This window comes from Aureimonas sp. SA4125, assembly GCF_019973775.1.
Lineage (GTDB): Bacteria > Pseudomonadota > Alphaproteobacteria > Rhizobiales > Rhizobiaceae > Plantimonas.
This window is the reverse complement of the sequence record NZ_AP025032.1, coordinates 2777963-2794617: the sequence shown is the minus strand read 5'-3', so window position 1 is coordinate 2794617 and position 16655 is coordinate 2777963. Positions and strand designations below refer to the sequence as shown.

Below are 16655 nucleotides of genomic sequence, written 5' to 3'. Positions count from 1 at the left end.
CGTCGGGCGTCAGTCTCTCTAGCTGTATCGTAGTTATGGCGCTTTTCGAAAGAAACCGTAAATCCGGGTGATCCCTACAACTTTAAAGATAGGGTTAACGATAGGAGGCGATTTGCAAATTTTCGGGCACCAAAGACACGGTCCGTTCGCTTTACTGGCTTTCGACGCCCGCTTGCTCGATCGGTTGGATGCTGCCCCGCCGTCGCCGGCCTCGTCCGCTCCGTTCCCCGGACTGGCCGAGCTTAACCCATCCTACACCGAATGCGGGCAGCGTGGACGGCACGAACGACAAATCCCCGTATCGTTGTCTTCCAGGGAAAACACTCATGGCCGGATTCGCACGGCTTGCTTCCGCGGCCCTTTCCGTCGGAAGGGACGTCTCCGGCGACTGCCCTTCGCGCAGCCGTCCGATCGACCTCGTTCACCTGACGCGGCAGACCCTCGGTGACCGGGCGCTCGAACGCGAGATCCTCGGGCTGATGCAACGGCAGATCATCGCCTTTGCCGACCGGCTGCATCTCGCGACCGACGCGGAGCGGGGCCAGATCGCGCATGCGCTGAAAGGCGCGGCGCGCAACATCGGCGCCTTTGCATTGGCGGCTGCCGCCGAAACGCTCGAGAGAGAGCCCGGCAGCGCGTCGGCGCAGGCCGCGATGGAAGCGGAAATGCAGCGGATCTCCCTTTTCATAGCGGCCCTCGGCAACTGACGGCGCTTCGCTCCGCTGCGGGGTCGGACATGCGAAGGCGACCTCCTAACCCGCGGTTGACTTCGCCGAAGGCGACCCGCTAACCAAGGCACCTCGCGCGGGACCTGCGCAACACCAACAGCCGAGCGCCAGATGACCCAGATCACCTTCGTCACCCATGATGGTGCCCGCCATGTCGTCGAAGCGGCGAACGGGACCTCGGCGATGGAGAACGCGATCCGCAATTCGGTACCCGGGATCGACGCGGAGTGTGGCGGCGCCTGCGCCTGCGCGACCTGCCATGTCTATGTCGACGAGGCCTGGCAGACTGTCGTCGGCCAGCCCGAGGCGATGGAGGAGGACATGCTCGATTTCGCGATCGACATGCGTCCGAACTCCCGCCTGTCCTGCCAGATCCGCGTGCGCGACGAACTCGACGGTCTGATCCTGTTTGTGCCCGCGCGTCAGTCCTGACGCGGCTGACACCAGCCGGCTATGACATTCCGCGCCGCTTCAAGGATTCTGCGTCGCTTCCGCGACGTTGAGCTTCAGAAGCCGGCGCAGCCGCATGTTCATCTCGCGTCCCTCGATGACGTCGAACTGCGTTTGCGCATCCTGATGCCAGGCGAGGTAGCGTGCGCTGACGGCGTTGACACGGGCTTCCATCGCGTCGCAGTCGCGTTCGGGCGCAAGGTTGCGCAGCGCCGACTCCATCTTCTTCACATAGGTGCGCGCGATGTTGGAATGCTGGGCTTCGTGGCGCGCGATGTCGTCCGACAGCGTCTTCCAGATGATCGCGGTGCGGGTCGAGGCCGCCTTCGGTCGGCTCCATTTCGGCAGGGTTTCGACGAGGTTCAACGTCAGCGCCGTCGAGGCGACACGGCACGACCCATCCTTCGGCTTGTAGGTCACCTTGCCCCCGAACTTGACCTCGGTCGCGCCAGGATGGCGGGAGCCGGTTGCGGACATCAGCGGGCCCTTGCGGCCGAGATCGCGGTCGAGTTCCTCGAGCGTCTCGCCGCGTACGGTAAAGTAGGTGGTCTTTTGCCGGATATCGGCGGCGCCCGCCGGAAGCACGGCGGCAAGGGCAAGCGCGAGGATCGGCAGACGGCGCAGCATCGAAGCCTCCGGGGCAGGCAAATCGGGCGAAAGCTCACGCTAACCGAAAGCGCTTCTGATACAAGCGCATCGCCCGATCACCTATCAAAGAGCGCGACGTTTTCGCGGCAGATGGCAAAGAGGTCACAATGCAGCCGATAGCACCGCGTGGCGGCACCTGGCACGTCGGCCACGGCCGCGTTCTGGAAATGGGGGCGCGCGCCGCGATCATGGGCGTTCTGAACGTCACGCCGGACAGCTTTTCCGATGGCGGCCGCTATGCCGGCGTCGAGGCGGCGGTCTCCGCGGCCCTTGGCATGGTGGCAGAGGGCGCCGAGATCATCGATATCGGTGGCGAATCGACCCGGCCGGGCGCCACTCCCGTCGATCCGCTCGAAGAGCAGCGGCGTGTCCTGCCTGTCGTCGAGGCGCTGGCGGCGCGATCCGACTGTCTGATCTCGATCGACACCTATCGCGCCGAGACGGCGCGTCTTGCCGTCGCCGCCGGCGCGCATATCGTCAACGACGTCTGGGGCGCCCAGAAGGAGCCGGACATCGCGCGCGTCGCGGCTTCCACGGGGGCCGGCATCTGCCTCATGCACACCGGCCGCGAACGCGCCAAGCTGGCGGACGTCATCAACGATCAACGGCTGTTTCTGAGGGAATCTCTGCGCATTGCGGCGGAGGCAGGGATCGCGCCCGGCGCCATCGTTCTCGATCCGGGCTTCGGCTTCGAGAAGGACGGGCCGGAGAACATGATCCTCATCGCGCGCTTCCACGAAATCATGGATCTCGGTTTTCCGCTGCTCGTCGGCACCTCGCGCAAGCGCTTCGTGCGCGGCATCATCGGCCGCAACGACCCGGAGCCGGACGTCGCGACCGCTGCGACGAGCGTCCTGATGCGCGAGCGCGGCGCCGACATTTTCCGGGTGCACAACGTGCCGGTCAACCGCGATGCGCTGGCCATTGCCGATGCCATGCGCGCCGCGGCGCAAGGAGCGACGTGGTGAGGGCGCGGGCGCTTCTCGGGATCGGCGGCAATATCGGCGACGTCGAGGCCAACATGCGCGCGGCTCTCGCGGCAATCGACGGGCGCGACGACACCACGGTCGCCGCCGTCTCCCGGCTCTATCGCACGCCGCCTTGGGGCGTGACCGACCAGCCCTGGTTCTTCAATGCCTGCGCGGCCGTCGACACGTCGCTGTCGCCGCGCGAGCTCCTGGAGCTCTGCCTGTCGACCGAACGCGCGTTGAAGCGCGAGCGGCTCGAACGCTGGGGTCCGAGAACGATCGACCTCGACGTTCTCGACTATGCCGGAAGGGCGTTCGAGGACGAGGCGCTGACGCTGCCGCATCCCCGGATCGGAGCGCGTGCCTTCGTCCTGGTGCCGCTCGCCGATATCGCACCGGACACGATGGTGGATGGCCAGACCGTCGCCGCTCGGCTGATCGGGCTCGACCGTGCCGGTATCGAGCCGGCAAGCGAGGACGGTGCCTGGTGGCGCGCGCCCGCGGAAGTGACCGCTACTGTTCCAGCGCCGTCTGCTTGATCATCGCCTCGCCGCGGGCAAGGCTCATGCCGAGGACGGGGACGAGGTCGTCGGCGACGCGGACCGAGATCGAGATGCTCAGCTTGTCGCGGCCGTCGAGCTTGGCGATCATCGCCCCCTTCAATTGCTTGCGGTCGAGGCCGACGACCATCTGGTTGCCGGCGACGTTGCCGGAGATGATGTCGAGTCCCTTGCCCTTGGCGCCGTCGAGGAAGGCGCCCTTGTAGGTCACGCCCTGCTTCGTCACTTCGGCACGCATCTTCTGCGAGAAGAGGCCGACCCGGCATGTGCCGTCGAGCGACATGCCGACGGCGCCGCCAGGGGTTTCGCCGCTGAAGCTGCAGTTGAATTTGGTGCCCTTGTACTTGCCGGCGACGATCTCGCCGCGGCCAGACCACTGCCCGACGACCTGATCGAAAAAGGCGGTGTCGCTGCCGGCACGGGCGGGAGAGGCCGCGAGCATCAGCGTGGTGGCGGCGGCAAGGGCGACACCGGCGAAGGACGCGTTGAACATATTGGATCTTTCCGGTCGGGACAGGATGTCGCTGGCACCCTCCTGTTATCGCTCGGAACGGTTAACGACTTGTTTCCACGAGGGTCTGCTCACGGTTACGTGGTCGCCGGAGGGACCGGGCGGGCACGTTTGGCCACGCCGTCGAGAGAGGCCAGATCGCCGACGAAATCGGCGATGCGCGGCCTTTGCGCCTTCAGGAAGGGCAGGGGGCGGCAGAGGTCCATGGCGGCAAGCCCGATCCGCGCCGTCAGCAGCCCGTTGACGACGCCTTCGCCGAGGCGCGCCGACAGCCGGGCCGCGAGGCCATGGCCGACAACCTGCCCGACGACGCTGTCGCCGATCGAGATCGACCCTGTGACGGCAAGATGGCCGAGGACGTTGCGCGTCAGCTTGATCAGGCCGAGCGTGCCGGGACGGGCCCCGTAGAGTTCCGACATCTGGCGGATCAGCCGGACGGTCTGGAAAAGGACGAAGGCGACGTCGACGATCGCCTTCGGGCTGACGGCCGTGACCACCGAGACACGCTTGGACGCGGCGAGGACCAGCGCGCGCGCCTTGACGTCGAGCGGCCCGAGCAGTTCGCGTTCGGCGACGGCGATCATGTCGCGCCCGTCGATCACATCCTCGGAGAGCGCGGCGAGCCGCCGGCGTCCCTCGGCGGTCTCCGCCTTGCCGGACAAAAGCGAGACGAGCCCGGCGACGACGATCTTCGCCTCCGACGCCGAGTCCCGCTCATAGGCTGCAAGCGCTGCCTTCCGCTCGCGGTCGACGGCGGCAAGGCGCAGCATGCCGATGGTTTCGCGTGCCGTGATGCCAAGGGCGCCGATGACCAGGAGGACCGCGAGCGCGAGGCCGACCCAGCCGAGCCAGTCGCCGCGGGCAAAGAGATCGCGGATCAGCGCATCGACGGCGAGACCGATGGCGAGCGACACCAGGGCGCCCAATGCGGCGAGAAAGAGCTTGAAAAAGGAAAAGCGACGCGTCGGCCTCTCGCCCAGATCGATCTCGACCAAGGCGGCCTCGCGCTCGATCGCCTCGTCCGGCTCGATCGTCAGAAGGCTGAGATCGGAGACCGCGCGCGGCGTCCTGACGGCCTCCGCCTCGGCGGTCGGTGCCGGCTCCGACGGCGGGCTTTTCGCATCCAGCCGAAAGGCGGCGGGGCGGCGGATGGGCGGGTCGCTCCGGTCGCTCATGCCAGTTTATCCCCGATGAGAAACTGGACGGCACGGTCGAGCCGGATGTGCGGCAGCGACAGCGTGAAGCCCTCGGCCGTCCGCTCCAGCCGCGGCGGCTTGAAGCGCACGAAGGTCAGCGGGTCGAGGGAACTGTTGTTCCACGGCCCGCCCGCCTCGAAGAGCCGGGCGGGATCGGCGGGAAGGTCGCCGGGGAAGATGGCGGTCTCGCTCGCACCGTCGAAAGTCTGGCCGTCGATCGTCTCGCCGGCCATGGGCGTGCCGACGATCAAGGGAAGGCGGTCGCCGTTCTGGGTCGCGTTCGCCTCGTGCGTCGCGCGGATCGAGGCGAGTGCCAGGACCTCGGTCTTGGCGCCGGAGAACTTGGCCCGAGCGATGGCCTGGTCGACGAGGCGGCGGACGATCGCCTCCAGCCTCGGGTGGCTCTCGCGATGCAGATGGTCGGCCTTGGTCGCCGCGATCAGGATGCGATCGATCCGGCGCGTCATGAAGGAGCCGAGCCAGCTCGTCTTGCCCGGCCTGAAGCACTCGAGAACGTCGGTCAGTGCCGTCTCCAGGTCCCGGATCGCCTCGGGGCCGGCATTGATCGCCTGCATCACGTCGACGAGAAGGATCTGCCGGTCGAGCCTGGCAAAATGCTCGCGGAAGAAGGGCTTGACCACGACGGACTTGTAGGCGGCGTAGCGCCGCGCGAACAGTGCGGCCAGCGAGCCCTTGGGGTAGGTCTTGCCCCTTTCCGCCGGCAGCGGCGCGAAGGTGAGAGCGGGCGAGCCCTCGAGATCGCCGGGCATCAGGAAACGGCCGGGCGGCAATGTCGACAGGGCGGTGGTGTCGGCGCGGCAGTCGCGGAGATAGCGGGTGAAGGCGGCGGCGAGCCGCGATGCCGTCATCTCGTCCGCGGGCGCGGAAAGATCCGCGTCCGCCAGGAGCGCCAGGTATTCGCCCGCCATGGCCGCCCGCGCCGGCAACCGTGCCCGCTCGATCGCCTCGGCCGAGAAAGTCGCGAAATCCTTGTCCAGAAGGGGCAGGTCGAGCAGCCATTCGCCGGGATAGTCGACGATGTCGAGCGACAGCCTGCCGGCAGAGAACATGCGCGACCAGCCGGAGGCCGACTCGTACTCGATCGTCAGCCGCAGTTCGGAGATGGCCCGCGTCGATTGCGGCCACTGTCGCTGCTCCAGAATGGTGCGGATGTGATCCTCGTACTGGAAACGCGGGATCGCGGCGTCCGGCTGCTCCTCGAGGAAACTCTTCGCGATCCGGCCGCCGGACTGCGCCTCGAACAGGGGCAGGCGTCCTCCGTGCAGGAGGTTGTGCACGAGAGAGGTGATGAACACCGTCTTGCCGGCGCGCGACAGCCCCGCGACCCCGAGGCGGAGTGTCGGGTGGAAGAGGGACGAGGTGCGGTCGCTCAGATTGTCGAGAACGATGCGGGCTTCGTCGGTGAGGGATGTCATGGAGACGGGGCACTCGGGCTCGGGGGGCGGGTCCCGGCGATATAGGCAGGGCGAGGGGAGTCCGGTAGGGACTCAGGCAGCAAGATCGCGCGGGCGAAGGAGCCGACGAAGGAAGCCCGAACCGGGCGCGATCTGCGAAATCCCAGTGTCGAACGAGATGATCGCCAGCGCCATCGTCGGCAGTCCTTCGCGCAGGAGCGCCATGGCTTTCGCGTCTCCATCGCCCACAAGCTGCAGCGCGAACTCCTCGATCGTCGGATTGTGTCCGATGACGAGGACCCCGCGGGCCGCTTCGCACTTCCTGACCTCGGCGAGGTAGGCATCCAGCCCGTGTTCATAGAGAGAGTCGCGGAAGGCGATCGAGACATTCTCGGCCAGGTGGGGACGCAGGGCGTCGAGCGTCTGCCGCGTACGAACCGCCGGGGAACAGAGAATGGACGACAGTCCGGAAATCTCCTCCGCGACCATGTCGCCAATTCGCGGTGCGTCGCGGGCGCCGCGCGCGTCCAGCGGACGGTCACGGTCGCCTTGCCCCGGCAGGGGAACGGCGGCGTGAGCGTGCCGCAGGAGGTAGAGGGTGCTGATCGGTGCAGTGACCATTCGTCCAGCTATTCCGAAATCGATGAAACAGGCAATCGTAACCGATAGGATGGCAACAGGCCGGCCAGTGCAAGGTCGGCACCAGTCGGAGTGCCTAATCATAAGGGCGGCGATCAAGATGGCCCGACCGCGCCGAGGCAACCCGCATCCGCGTTTGAAAAGTCAAATGAAACCCATGTCTTAAAGCATCGATATCATGGGCGGACGGTGGGGCAAAAGCGCTTGTCCCTTGGCGGAAGCCTCGGTATAAGCACCGCCGTAGCGGCCTTGAAGGAGACGGTATGAGCGAAACTCTATCTTTCGATGCAGGTCTCTCCGAAGAGGGCCCGTTCATGAACGAGCGGCAGCGGGACTATTTCCGCAAGAAGCTGCTCGCCTGGAAGGCGGACATCCTTCGCGAGTCGCGCGAAACTCTGGAAACGCTCGCCAACGAAAACGCCAACCTGGCCGATGTCGCCGACCGCGCTTCGTCCGAAACCGACCGCGCGATCGAGCTTCGCGCGCGCGACCGGCAGCGCAAGCTGATCTCCAAGATCGATTCCGCGCTCGAGCGTCTCGACGAAGGCACCTACGGCTACTGCGAGGAAACCGGCGAGCCCATCAGCCTCAAGCGCCTTGATGCCCGCCCTATCGCCACCATGTCCCTGGAAGCCCAGGAACGTCACGAGCGCCGCGAGAAAGTCTACCGCGACGAATAGTCTGCTGCGACGAATAGAGTTTTCGGCGATCCGGGATCGGCGACGTCCATCCGCCAGGCTGCCGATGCGGCCTGCAGGCGATCGCAACGAGCGTCACTGCCGGTGCTCCTCACGCTGCGATAGCGGCCGCCAAAGGCGGTTCTGCGAGCGATGACGTTCCGCGCCAAGGTCGATCGCCACCGTCGGCTGATCAATCCCTACTCACCTCTCAATGTCCCTGGAAGCCACATCACGCTGGTCGGATCTCGGCGGCGTCACGCCCTGCTCCGCGGTGCACTGACGGGATCGACAGCGATCTCGGGCCTGCCATGCCTTGCGCCCAGGCGTCCATCCCAGGCGTGCTCGACGGCGACGTCTCCAGACCGAAACGAACGGAAGCGACCACGATTTCGTCGCGCCGTGGTCGCCCTTGGGATCAGCGTCTGCCGCGGTCCGACGTCTCGAAGTTGAAGTCGCCGAGGAGCCGTTCCATCTCTTCCTCCAGCGTCAGGGCACGCGGCTTTTTCGCCTCGCTTTCTGCCTCGCTGTCCGCCGACTTGCTGTCCGCCGGCTTGCTGTCGGCCGGCTTGCTGTCGGTGGTCGACTTCGGCTCGTCCACCCGCACCTCGGGAGCAGCGCCCTCCGGTTCGTCGTTCCAATGGACGTCGTCCAGTCCGAAATCGAGCTCGGCGGACAGGAAATCTTCGAGGCCGGCAAAATCGTCATCGGCGCCGTCGTTGCCCTTCGCCGGTTCCGCTGCGACGCGTGCGGCCGGGGCGGACGCGACCGGGGCGACCGGGGAGGACGCGACCGGCGCGGCCGGCTCAACCAGCGGACGCCGGGGCGCCGCGGCGGGGGTCGGCTCGTCAGCCGGCGACCTGTCCGGCGGTTGCACGCTGGACGGGGTCCTGTCGACCGGGGTCGGGGCGCCCTGCGTCACCCGCCCGCCCGCCTGGATGGACGCCGCAAAGCTACGCACTTCCAGCGGCTTCTTTTCGGGCGGCGCGACTTCGGGCGCCGCGCGAGCGCCAGAAGCGGTGTCCGGCACTGAGCCCGGCGGCAGTGGAACTTGGACTCCCGCAGTCCGGGTCAGGTCCGGTCCGGCTGGCGTGGTTTCAGCCGGCGGCCTCATGGTCGGCGTCGGCCGGGCGCGGATCAACTCCCGCTGGCGCTCTGCCGCGCCGATAAGGCCCGATGCCGGCTCGCCCGTGCGCGGGGCCATCTCCCTCATCTTCGGTGGATTGCTGCGGGGATTCTCCGGTTGCGTCTCTGCGCTTGCCGCAGGCTGCGGCCGATCGCGCTCGCCGGAAGGATCGGGGGCAGAAGTCGAAGCCGCGGGCCTTGGCGCCGTAACTGGCCGGGAGGCCGGCACGTCCTGGCGGGTCGGCGACGGCGGGGCCGCGAACGCGCCGGAATCGGCCGGTGCCGCCATCGATTGCACTGCTGGTGCGACAGGTTCAGCCACCGGGGTGTTTACGCTGCCGCCCGTCATGCCCCCGCCGGAAGGATCTCGGCCGGTGACGGAGACGCGCTGCACCGGCGGCTCGCCGTTGCCGACGAGCCCGGAAGCCGTGGTCACGGGAGTGCGGGTCACGATCTGCTGGCTCGGCGGACCCGTGCGATCCACAGGGACATAGCGCGGCGGTGCCGGCCGCGGGGTCTCGGCGGTGACGATTCTTCCCGTCGTGACGACCGCAGGCGCCTCGGCAGTATTTTTCACGATGTCGGCGGGGCTGCGGGGCGCTTCTGCTGCCGGCTTGCGATCAGGGACCGGCGACGACGGACCGCCCGCCGGCGCCTCCGTCACGACGGGAAACGGCGCTGCGGTATCCGGCGCACGGTCGGCGACGGTCGCTCTGTCGGCGCCCTGCTGGGGCTCCTCGTCTTTCACAGGCGACGCTGGCTCGGCCTTCTGACGGGAGGACGGCGAATCGCTGAAGGCCGGCTCCCGGCGTTGCGGAGGAGCGGTCGGCGCTTCTGGGGCAGGCTGGGGCGGCAACGTAGCGGCGACGGGCTCGACCCGCGAGTCGGGATCGACGACGACGGGGGCGGGGGCCGAGATTTCCGGTGTCGAGGGAGCGCGCGGAAGGGGCCGGGCGAGGGGGCTGGTTTGGACGACATCCTTGGCCCGTGGCGCGCCGTTCGCCGCGGGTCGCGGCCCCTGCGCTGCAGGTGGGGTCGGCGCGGGTCGCTGCTGCGATGGGGCTGCCGCTACCGCCGGCCGGCGATCGACGGGCGCGGCGTCGTCCGGGCGGAACGAGGGCTCGGTCCGAGCCGGCCTCGCGCCACTGGCGACACGCAGGATATTGGCCTCGATGACGATGTCGTTCTGTCCGCCGATCAGGATGAGATGTTCGACCTCATCTCGCCGAACCAGGACGAGTTTGCGCTTTGGATCGATGGCGGTAATGTCCATCACGGCAAGGCGGGGGCCGCGCCCCTTGGCCCGCTGACCGAACTGCCCCCCGAGGGCCCGCTTGGCGACCCAGATGACGGAGAACACGAGGAGCAGGACGATCGCAGCCGAAAGGACCAGGGTGGCGGCCGGGGCCATGCCTTCGCCAACAAGATCGACAAGCCACTCACGCATACTGAACTCCCGAGGTAGACGCGGTCATGGTAGACCGGAATTCAATCGTCACGACAAGCGTATTTTGCCGTCCGACGGCTTGGAAAACTTGCCTTTAGCACGGTTCATCCGCACTGCACCAACGAAGCAGGTCTTCCGCTGACGCCGCGTCGTGGATCCCCTCTATCCGTGCTTCGCATGCTGTGACGGCCCATCATCCGCCAGCGGGGCGTTAGCAGCATCTTCCGGCGGACCTCCGGCTCGGATAGAGAGAGTAACCCGAGAGAGCGTTGGGGAGGAATGGCACCGGCATCCGGCCAGGGCTTTCCGCTCGAATCGCCAGACTGACGGAAGGTGTCGACATGCCATCGAGGCGGATAGGGCGATGAATGGGGCCTTGGCAGGTGTGAGGGAAAAGCCGCTCGTCGATCGCAGCACCAGTGCAGGTGTCGTCCGTCGGCTGCTTCTTCTTGGCGGTGCACTCCTGTTCTTCGCAGCGGGCCTGACGCTGGTAGGTCACAGCTACGGCGCGTACGCATTGCTGGCGATCTTCGCCGTGCTGGCCATGATCGGTATCGCGACGATTTTCGCCGTCGCCCTCGGACTGGTCGCTTTCGCCGGCAAGAGCGGGGATGGCAGCATCGCCAAGGATTTCCTCGACACGCTGGACGTCGGCACCCTCGTTGTCGACGGCAAGGGACGGATCATCTACGCCAACCACGCCTATGGCCAGACCACGGGTGCTGCCGCCGCACCGGAGGTGAAGACGCTGGAGCGACTGCTGTCGCGCGAGCGTGACGCCTCGGAGGCGATCTATCGGCTCGGCAATCTTGCCCGGGAAAATATCGGCGGCCAGGAGGAGTTCAGGCTGGCGCGCAGTCTCTCCGGCGACGAAACCGGGCCGCGCTGGTACCGCACCTCGGTTCGGCCGATGAAGGGGACGGGAGGGGCGGCGCAGGCCTGGCAGATCGCCGACATCACCGCCGAGCGCGACGAGCAGGAGACCTTCTTCCAGGACCTGCAGCATGCCATCGACTATCTCGACCATGCGCCGGCCGGCTTTTTCGCATCCGATCGCGCCGGCCGAATCGCCTATATCAATGCGACGCTTGCCGACTGGCTCGGCATCGACCTCGTCTCCTTCCGCCCCAATTCCCGCTCGATTGCGGAATTCGTCGCGCCCGAGGCTCTGGCGCTGCTCGATGTCGGTGCCGAAGAGGAAGATCCCAACGCCGTCAGCGCCATCGACCTCGACCTTCTCGGGGCCAGCGGCAGGCGACTGCCCGCCCGTCTCCTGCGTTGCGGCGGCCGCGGTCCCGACGGCGCGCTCGGGCTGACGCGCACCATCGTCCTCAACCGCAGCCTCGAGGGCGACGGCGCGAGCGCGCTGGAAGCCGCCGAGGTCCGTTTCACCCGCTTCTTCAATTCATCGCCGATGGCGATCGCGGCCCTCAGCGAGGCCGGTGAGGTCGTGCGGGCCAATCCGGCCTTCGCCAAGATGTTCGGCCAGACCGTGTCGAGTGGATCGGGACGGATCGCCGACGGCTTGCGTTCGGAGAGCTGGGAAGCCCTGCGTCAGGCGCTGACGCTGGCCGCGCGCCATCAGGCAGGCATTCCGTCGGTGGACGCCGAGCTTACCGGCGACAACCCGCGGTCCGTCCGGCTCTATGTCAGCGCCGTGTCTGACGTCCACGATGGCTCGGGCGAGGCCGTCATTCTCTACGGCGTCGACATTACCGACCAGCGGGCGCTGGAGGACCAGTTCGCCAAGAGCCAGAAGATGCAGGCGATCGGCAATCTCGCCGGCGGCATCGCGCACGATTTCAACAACGTTCTGACGATCATCACGGCCTCGGTGGATTTTCTTCTTCTCAATCACCGGGCCGGCGATCCGTCCTTCCAGGATCTCCTGTTGATCAAGCAGAGCGCAAACCGGGCGGCCTCGCTTGTACGTCAGCTCCTGGCCTATTCGCGGCGGCAAACCATGCGGCCGAAGATGCTGAACCTCACCGATGTCATCGCCGACATGCATCTGCTGCTGAAGCGGATATCCGGTGATCTGGTGAAGCTCGAACGTCACCATGCCCGCGATCTCTGGCCCGTCATGGCCGACATCGGCCAATTCGAGCAGGTGATCACCAATCTCGTCCAGAACGCCCGCGATGCCATGGTCGATGGGGGGACCATCACCATCTCGACGCGCAATGTCGCCGAGGAAGAGATCAAGCGGTTCGGCTATGCCGAGATGTCCGAAGGTGACTTCGCTCTCGTCGAAGTTACCGATATCGGCGGCGGCATGCCGGACAGTGTTGCCGAGCGGATCTTCGAGCCGTTTTTCACCACCAAGGAGATCGGCAAGGGAACGGGCCTCGGCCTCTCCATGGTCTACGGCATCGTCAAGCAGTCCGGCGGCTTCATCTTCGTCGACTCGGTCGTCGGCAAGGGGACGACCTTCCGCATCTTCCTTCCCCGGCATTTCCCCTCCGAAGCGGCGCTCGCGAAGGTCGAGGCGGGACCGGTCATCGTGTCCGCCAAGGCCGACCTCTCCGGCACCGCCTCGATCCTCCTCGTCGAGGACGAGGATCATGTGCGGGCCGGCAATGTTCGGGCGCTGAAGATGCGCGGCTACGAGGTGCACGAGGCGGCGTCGGGGGTCGAGGCGCTGGATGTGATGGAACAGCTGGAAGGCCGGATCGACCTGGTCGTCTCCGACGTCGTCATGCCGGAAATGGACGGCCCGACCCTCCTTCGAGAAATGCGGAAGGCGCGGCCGGACCTCAAGTTCATCTTCGTTTCCGGCTATGCCGAGGATGCCTTCGCCAAGAACCTGCCGGAGGGCGAGAAGTTCGGCTTCCTCGCCAAGCCCTTCTCTCTCAGAGATCTCGCCATCGCCGTGAAGGAGATGCTCGACCAGTAGGGCGACCGCCTCAACTGGCGGCTGCCATCGCCGTGGCGATGCGGGCGGCAAGGCGGGCGTTCGACTGGACCAGCGCGATGTTCGTCTTCAGCGACTGACCCTGGCTGAGCTCGAACATTCGGCCGAGGAGAAAGGGCGTTACCGCCTTGCCCGATATTCCGGTCGCCCGGGCTTCGCCGAGCGCGGTCGCGACATAGGCTTCGATCACCTCGGTCTGGATCTCGTCGGCTTCGGGGACAGGATTGCCGATCAGTATTCCGCCCCCGATGCCGAGTCGGGCACGCATCGTCTGGAAGGAGGCGATGGCCTCCGGCGTGTCGAGCCGGAGCGGCGCGCGCAGGCCGGATGACCGCGACCAGAAGGCGGGGAAGACGTCGCAGCCATAGCCGACGACCGGTACGCCCTTCGTTTCCAGCACTTCCAGGGTTTTTGGCAGGTCGAGAATCGCCTTGGCGCCGGCCGAAACGACGATCACGGCAGTGCGGGACAGCTCTTCGAGATCGGCCGATATGTCGAAACTGTCCGCCGCACCCTGGTGGACACCGCCGATCCCGCCGGTGGCGAAGACCCCGATGCCGGCCAGAGCTGCCGCGATCATGGTCGCCGCGACGGTGGTAGACCCGGTGCGGCCGGTTGCCAGCGCAAAGGCGAGGTCGGCGCGCGACAGCTTCATGGCATCGTCGCGGCGCGCCAGCTGATCGAGCTCGCCCGCCTCGAGACCAATGTGGAGCTGGCCGTCCAGAACCGCGATGGTCGCGGGCTCCGCCCCTTCAGCCCGCACGATCGCCTCGACGTCCCGCGCCGTCTCGAGGTTTTCGGGGAAGGGCATGCCGTGGGTGATGATCGTGGATTCCAGCGCGACGACCGGTCGTCCGGCGGAAAGCGCCGCGCCGACGGACTGGGAAGTGTGAAAGAGGGCGTGATTCTGCACGGTTGACGTCCTTCATGCGTTGTCGGCGGTGCGCGGCGGCGTCATGGCTGCGGCGATGGCGTATATGGCGGATAGGCAATCCTGCGGATCGGCGCTCCCGTCGGCGATGCGCCGGCTCGCCGCCGCCATTCCCAGCCGAACGGCTTCGATGAGCGGCCAGCCGTCGATGAAGGCGAGGGTTGCGGTGGCGGCGAGCGTGTCGCCGGCCCCCGTGACGTCCCGGAGGCGCGCGACCGCGGGCGGCGCCTGAAGGGTGATCGTCCCGTGGTCGAGGATGGCGACGTCGGAGGGGCCGTCGGTGATGACGACCCGGCTCGCGCCGCTTTCGGCAAGGAGTTCGGCAAGCAGGGCGACGCCGGTCGCGGCCGAGGCTTCGACGAGACTTGCCGCCTCCGCCCGCGACAGGAAGAGAAGCGTCAGCGCCCCAAGGCGTTCCCCGAGACGGACCGCCTTCGAGGGCGAGACGCCGATGGCCGCGACCGGTCGTCCGGCAAAGGACTGGATGAGGGCATCGATCGCGCCCGCCGGCAGGTTGGCGTCGAGAATCAGTCCTTCGCTGGCACTCATGGCGGCGCGGACGTGTCGGCGCGAATAGGCCCTGCCCGACAGGAGATCGTAAAGCTGCATGTCGGCAATGCCGGCAACGAGGTCGCCGCGCTCGTCGAGGATGGCCGTATAGGTCGCCGTGCGGCGGTCCAGCCAGACCATGCTGTGGTCGACGATGCCCGCGCTGGCGACAGACGCCTCGACAAGACCCGCTTCGAGATCGCCGCCGCGCGCCGACATCATCGTCACGTCGGCCCCGAACATCCGAAGCGCGAGCCCGGCGTTGAAGATTGCGCCGCCGAGCGATTCGACGACTGTCCCCGGATTGGACGCGCCGAGCCGGATGCGCGCGCTGGACCGTCCTCGCCGGTCGACATGGGCAGCTCCGGCGAGGAAGATGTGGTGTCGGCCGACGTCCATCTCGAAACTTTCATCAAATCTTAGGAAACGGCACGAATTCCGGGAAGGCGACTCATCCGGGAAAACCGAGAACAAAGCGAGATCACGCTTGCCAATCGAGAACAAAACATGTACGAGAGGGATAGTTAAGGCGCGATTGCGTCACTGTCTCCCGCGTGAAATAAGGTGGCTCTCCCATGGCACAGAAAAACCTACGGCTTGTCGAGGATCCATCGTTGGACAAGAATAAAGCACTCGACGCAGCGCTCTCGCAGATCGAACGTGCCTTCGGCAAGGGCTCGATCATGCGGCTCGGCGCCAATGAGAAGCTGGTCGAGATCGAGACGATCTCCACGGGCTCGCTCGGCCTCGACATGGCGCTCGGCATTGGCGGCCTGCCCAAGGGCCGTATCGTCGAGGTCTATGGGCCGGAAAGCTCCGGCAAGACGACTCTGGCACTGCACACCATTGCCGAAGCCCAGAAGAAGGGCGGTATCTGCGCCTTCGTCGATGCCGAGCATGCGCTCGATCCGGTCTATGCCCGAAAGCTCGGCGTCGATCTCGAAAATCTCCTGATCTCGCAGCCCGATACGGGCGAGCAGGCATTGGAGATCGTCGATACGCTGGTGCGCTCCGGCGCAATCGACGTGCTGGTCGTCGATTCGGTCGCGGCGCTGACGCCGCGGGCCGAAATCGAGGGCGAGATGGGCGATTCCCTGCCCGGCATGCAGGCGCGGCTGATGAGCCAGGCGCTGCGCAAGCTCACCGGCTCGATCTCGCGGTCGAAGTGCATGGTGATCTTCATCAACCAGATCCGCATGAAGATCGGCGTGATGTACGGATCGCCCGAAACGACGACCGGCGGCAACGCGCTGAAGTTCTACGCCTCGGTCCGTCTCGACATCCGCCGCATCGGCGCCATCAAGGACCGCGAGGAAATCACCGGCAACCAGACGCGGGTGAAGGTCGTCAAGAACAAGCTGGCCCCGCCCTTCAAGCAGGTCGAGTTCGACATTATGTACGGCGAGGGCGTCTCGAAGCTCGGCGAACTCATTGATCTCGGCGTCAAGGCCGGCATCGTCGAGAAGTCCGGCGCCTGGTTCTCCTGCAACAGCCAGCGCCTCGGCCAGGGTCGCGAGAACGCCAAGCAGTTCCTCAAGGACAATCCGGACATGGCGGCCGACATCGAGACGGCGATCCGCCAGAATGCCGGCCTGATTGCGGAGCAGCTGCTCGACGACGGCAAGGCGAGCGACGACGACGCCGACGCATGAGGGGAGGTGCGTCGCCTTCCGGGTGTGGAGGTTTGGCGCCCTCGGCCGGGGAGCTGGGACCCCGGCGAGGCTGACTCAGGACGGCCCAGCGGGCTGAGGAACCGGAAGGGTGGGGCGCAAGCGTCCCGCCCTTTGTCGTTTCCGGCCGCGGTGCGACGCCGATGGACAGCGATTGGAGCCGACGCTACAAAGCGCGGGCACGGCCTTGCGGTCGGCGTCTTATCCCGGAGCGACGCTTTGCGGCG

Annotated in this window: 15 protein-coding genes; 7 read left to right on the top strand and 8 right to left on the bottom strand. The window is 66.8% G+C overall.

Annotation, left to right across the window (positions count from 1 at the left end; translation table 11 throughout):
- Positions 1–326 precede the first annotated feature (326 nt).
- Complete coding sequence (locus Sa4125_RS13195) at positions 327–707, top strand: Hpt domain-containing protein (protein WP_223998516.1); 381 nt, start codon at positions 327–329, stop codon at positions 705–707.
- Positions 708–839: 132 nt separating this feature from the next.
- Complete coding sequence (locus Sa4125_RS13190; RefSeq protein ID WP_223998515.1) at positions 840–1160, top strand: 2Fe-2S iron-sulfur cluster-binding protein; 321 nt, start codon at positions 840–842, stop codon at positions 1158–1160.
- A 39-nt stretch (positions 1161–1199) separates the two neighbouring features.
- Here Sa4125_RS13190 and Sa4125_RS13185 read toward each other — a convergent pair whose 3' ends face one another.
- Positions 1200–1805, bottom strand: coding sequence for a DUF922 domain-containing protein (locus tag Sa4125_RS13185; protein WP_223998514.1), 606 nt, complete (start codon positions 1803–1805; stop codon positions 1200–1202).
- Positions 1806–1933: 128 nt separating this feature from the next.
- On the opposite strand from Sa4125_RS13185, the gene folP reads away from it, so the two are divergent.
- Both folP and folK read left to right on the top strand, forming a co-directional pair.
- A complete protein-coding gene (gene folP, locus Sa4125_RS13180) occupies positions 1934–2794 on the top strand; it encodes a dihydropteroate synthase (RefSeq protein ID WP_223998513.1) in 861 nt (286 codons plus the stop codon).
- Entirely contained in the window at positions 2791–3333 is a 543-nt protein-coding gene (gene folK / locus Sa4125_RS13175; protein WP_223998512.1) for a 2-amino-4-hydroxy-6-hydroxymethyldihydropteridine diphosphokinase, read from the top strand. The genes folP and folK overlap by 4 nt, the downstream gene beginning before the upstream one ends.
- On the opposite strand, the gene Sa4125_RS13170 is transcribed toward folK, so the two are convergent.
- From Sa4125_RS13170 to Sa4125_RS13155, 4 genes are all read right to left on the bottom strand, one after another.
- Positions 3308–3847, bottom strand: coding sequence for a hypothetical protein (locus Sa4125_RS13170; protein WP_223998511.1), 540 nt, complete (start codon positions 3845–3847; stop codon positions 3308–3310). The genes folK and Sa4125_RS13170 overlap by 26 nt on opposite strands.
- 95 nt (positions 3848–3942) lie before the next feature.
- Positions 3943–5040: a TIGR01620 family protein gene (locus Sa4125_RS13165; protein ID WP_223998510.1), complete on the bottom strand. Its 1098-nt coding sequence runs from the start codon at positions 5038–5040 to the stop codon at positions 3943–3945.
- The gene (locus Sa4125_RS13160) at positions 5037–6497 is read right to left on the bottom strand and encodes a YcjX family protein (protein WP_223998509.1); all 1461 of its coding nucleotides are present in this window, start codon (positions 6495–6497) and stop codon (positions 5037–5039) included. The genes Sa4125_RS13165 and Sa4125_RS13160 overlap by 4 nt, the downstream gene beginning before the upstream one ends.
- Before the next feature lie 72 nt (positions 6498–6569).
- Positions 6570–7097 (bottom strand): histidine phosphatase family protein, encoded by a 528-nt coding sequence (locus tag Sa4125_RS13155; RefSeq protein WP_223998508.1) that lies wholly within the window; start codon positions 7095–7097, stop codon positions 6570–6572.
- Positions 7098–7378: 281 nt separating this feature from the next.
- Between Sa4125_RS13155 and dksA the strand changes: the two genes are divergently transcribed.
- Positions 7379–7795 carry an RNA polymerase-binding protein DksA gene (gene dksA / locus Sa4125_RS13150; protein ID WP_188850575.1) on the top strand — a complete coding sequence of 139 codons (417 nt, stop codon included), beginning with the start codon at positions 7379–7381 and terminating at the stop codon, positions 7793–7795.
- A 415-nt stretch (positions 7796–8210) separates the two neighbouring features.
- On the opposite strand, the gene Sa4125_RS13145 is transcribed toward dksA, so the two are convergent.
- Complete coding sequence (locus Sa4125_RS13145; RefSeq protein ID WP_223998507.1) at positions 8211–10364, bottom strand: flagellar biosynthetic protein FliO; 2154 nt, start codon at positions 10362–10364, stop codon at positions 8211–8213.
- Positions 10365–10728: 364 nt separating this feature from the next.
- On the opposite strand from Sa4125_RS13145, the gene Sa4125_RS13140 reads away from it, so the two are divergent.
- Entirely contained in the window at positions 10729–13260 is a 2532-nt protein-coding gene (locus tag Sa4125_RS13140; protein WP_224007788.1) for a response regulator, read from the top strand.
- Between the two features lie 10 nt (positions 13261–13270).
- Here Sa4125_RS13140 and Sa4125_RS13135 read toward each other — a convergent pair whose 3' ends face one another.
- On the bottom strand, positions 13271–14191 hold the full coding sequence (locus Sa4125_RS13135; protein ID WP_223998506.1) for a pseudouridine-5'-phosphate glycosidase: 921 nt from the start codon (positions 14189–14191) through the stop codon (positions 13271–13273).
- A 12-nt stretch (positions 14192–14203) separates the two neighbouring features.
- Positions 14204–15157: a carbohydrate kinase family protein gene (locus Sa4125_RS13130; protein WP_223998505.1), complete on the bottom strand. Its 954-nt coding sequence runs from the start codon at positions 15155–15157 to the stop codon at positions 14204–14206.
- Positions 15158–15333: 176 nt separating this feature from the next.
- Here Sa4125_RS13130 and recA point away from each other — a divergent pair, with 176 nt between their 5' ends.
- Entirely contained in the window at positions 15334–16410 is a 1077-nt protein-coding gene (recA, locus tag Sa4125_RS13125; protein WP_223998504.1) for a recombinase RecA, read from the top strand.
- Positions 16411–16655 lie beyond the last annotated feature (245 nt).